Origin of the sequence: Mycobacterium sp. (assembly GCF_032161845.1) — a bacterium.
Taxonomy (GTDB): domain Bacteria; phylum Actinomycetota; class Actinomycetes; order Mycobacteriales; family Mycobacteriaceae; genus Mycobacterium.
On the sequence record NZ_JAVRQA010000049.1, the window covers coordinates 1 to 2,543 of the forward strand.

General features: G+C 64.3%; 1 protein-coding gene, 1 other RNA gene and 1 pseudogene. 1 reads left to right on the forward strand and 2 read right to left on the reverse strand.

Annotated features, from left to right (window positions below):
- Positions 1–230: pseudogene (locus QOD90_RS03035) on the reverse strand (MFS transporter); the annotation flags it as partial.
- Between the two features lie 388 nt (positions 231–618).
- Between QOD90_RS03035 and QOD90_RS03040 the strand changes: the two are divergent.
- Positions 619–2,148 (forward strand): adenylate/guanylate cyclase domain-containing protein, encoded by a 1,530-nt coding sequence (locus tag QOD90_RS03040; protein WP_526346544.1) that lies wholly within the window; start codon positions 619–621, stop codon positions 2,146–2,148.
- A 55-nt stretch (positions 2,149–2,203) separates the two neighbouring features.
- Here QOD90_RS03040 and ssrA read toward each other — a convergent pair.
- Positions 2,204–2,543: a transfer-messenger RNA gene (gene ssrA / locus QOD90_RS03045) on the reverse strand; the annotation flags it as partial.

Consider the following 2,543-nt stretch of genomic DNA (forward strand, 5'->3'; position numbering starts at 1 on the left):
CCTACCGGCCGCGCGGCGAACCCGACCGCGTAGGTCGCGAAGGACTGCATCGCACCCGCGTACGCGCTCGAAGCTGGAAAGAACACATGCGGGAAAACCAGCGCGGCGGCTGTGTTGTAGAGGAAGAAGTCGTACCACTCGATCGTCGTGCCAATCGCGCTTCCCAGCGCCGCACGACGTACCTGTATCCGCCGCGATTCCGGGTCCAGCTCCGTACTGTCGGTCGCCATGCCTCGATGATGAACCCCTACGTCAGCCGTGAGATCGGATTGACGGAGATAGCCCGAACTCTGAGAACCTGCGCATTCCCTTCGAGCGGGACCAGTGGCTCTTCGGCGACCGCCTAAGACGACGATTCTGCAGCGGGCCTCAGCAAGCCGTCATGCGCGAGCATCACCACGTCAGCCAACAGAATGTACGTACCCACGATGAATCGGTCGGCGTCGCGACGAGTCACGGATGCGTGCGCGCCTTCGTTACCAGCATCAACAAAAGGCGTCCAGTCGGTCACCGAAGTACTTCAAGCGGTTGGCTTGGCCCTTGCGATTGTGAGCATTCGGCAAACACCGGCGCGATAAGCTCCGCATCGCATGCCGGCGAGGCGTTGGGGGAACGCTCATGAGCACGGTCCCGAGATCTGTCACCGACGAGCCTGCGCGCGGCGTCGTTGCTCCACCGTGGCTCAACACCTTGGCCGGCATCGAGCGCATGCGTCTGTATGCGCGCCGCGTCCTCCCTACGACGCCGATTGCGCGACTGACCGGGTTTGGAATCGGCCATGTCAGCAGCGGGAACTTGACCGGGACCCTGAAGGCAGGCGGTCATCTCGTCATGCCGCCGGCCTACAACCTGAGCGCCCTTTCGACCCAGGCGCTTTACGCCTGCGCGACGACGGCCGTCGAAGCAGAGATGGCGGTCTATCCGATCACCGACTCCGTTCAGTACTTTCGGCCACCGCGCCCCCAGCCCGGCAACTTCCTGGCTCGCGCCCGGGTGCTCAACTCGAGCAGCTACTTCGTGTCGTGCACCGCCGAGATCGAGGACCCGGTCGGGCGGCTGGTCGGGTTCGCCGCAAGTCAGTGGGGCGTCCGGCGAATCGACCCACCGCCTCCGTCGGCACCGCCCTCGATCGAGCCGACCGACAACGCCACGTACTCGACGCCGGATCCGCCGGACCGCCCTGCCGTCGGGGGGCTGGTGCCCGCAGACATGCAGGCTCGTCACAGCGGACTGGAATTGTCTCGCATGATCATGGCCGGCGACCTTCCACCGCTGCCGTTGATGCATACCTTCGGCGCACGGTGGGTCGTCGTCGACGAGGGAGTTGCCCACGTCGTGATGCCGGCGAGCGAATGGTTCTGTTCCTTGTCGCACGACCTCGACCCGGCCGCGATCGAGTCGCTCCTCAACATGACCTCGACCCTGGCCGCGCTGACGTTGTCGGCCCCGGGCGAGTCCGTCGCGGGGCTGGAACTGACCACCCGGTTCCTGCGCCCGGTGCCCGCCGACGGACGCGAGATGTCGTGCCGGGGCAAGGTGATTCATCGCTCCGGCAACCTCATCACCGCAGACGCGGAGGCGATTGACGCCGACGGTCAGACTTGTGCGGTGCAGAGCGTGACCTATGCCATCCTCGACCCCCGAATACACCGACCTGTCGAGCCCGAACGAATACTCGCCACCCTTCTGTTCACCGACATCGTCGGTTCTACGTTGCGTGCCGAGCGAATGGGAGACGCGGCGTGGCGGTCACTGCTGGATGAGCATCACGCGTTGGTCAGGAGTGAGTTGGGGGCTCATCGAGGCCGCGAGGTCAAGACGATCGGCGACGGCTTCCTCGCACGGTTCGACTCACCCGCTTCGGCGGTGCGAGCGGCGCGGGCAATTCGTGACGGCGTGAAGCGCCTCAATCTCGAAGTGCGGGGCGGCGTGCATACCGGCGAGTGCGAGGTACACGGCACCGATCTCGCAGGAATCGCGATTCACGTTGCCGCTCGCATCGTCACCCTGGCGGGTCCGAGCGAGATCCTGGTGTCGCAGACGGTGCGCGACCTTGCCGCCGGATCAGGCATTTCCTTCGCAGCGCGCGGACTTCACCAGCTCAAAGGTGTCGAAGGCGAACACCGTCTCTTCGCAGTGGAAGACTGACCGTCCCGACGCGAAAGGCCCAGGTTAGGAAGTTCGTTCCTGACCTGGGCCTTCTCGGTGGAGCTGCCGGGAATCGAACCCGGGTCCTACGGCATTCCCTCGAGGCTTCTCCGTGCGCAGTTCGCTATGTCTCTACTTGGATCTCTCGTTCACGCGAACAAGCCGAGATGACGATCCCAGTCGCTGTTTGATGTCCCCGTACATCCCGCGACCGGACGTATGGGTTTGTCCCTCTAGATGACGCCAGGGTCCGAGTCGAGGGCTCTCTCGGTCTGACGGACACACCGTCGCTTAGGCAGCGAGGGCGTAGTCGCGCTGATTGGAATCGGCGCTTAATTGGTTGCAACGACGCTTACGGTGGTCATTTGCCTGCACCGGCACGCTTCCCTTGATTC

Bases quoted from the DNA above. Each gene is read 5' to 3' on its own strand.
- QOD90_RS03040 (WP_526346544.1), top strand. From the start codon at position 619: ATGAGCACGGTCCCGAGATCTGTCACCGACGAGCCTGCGCGCGGCGTC.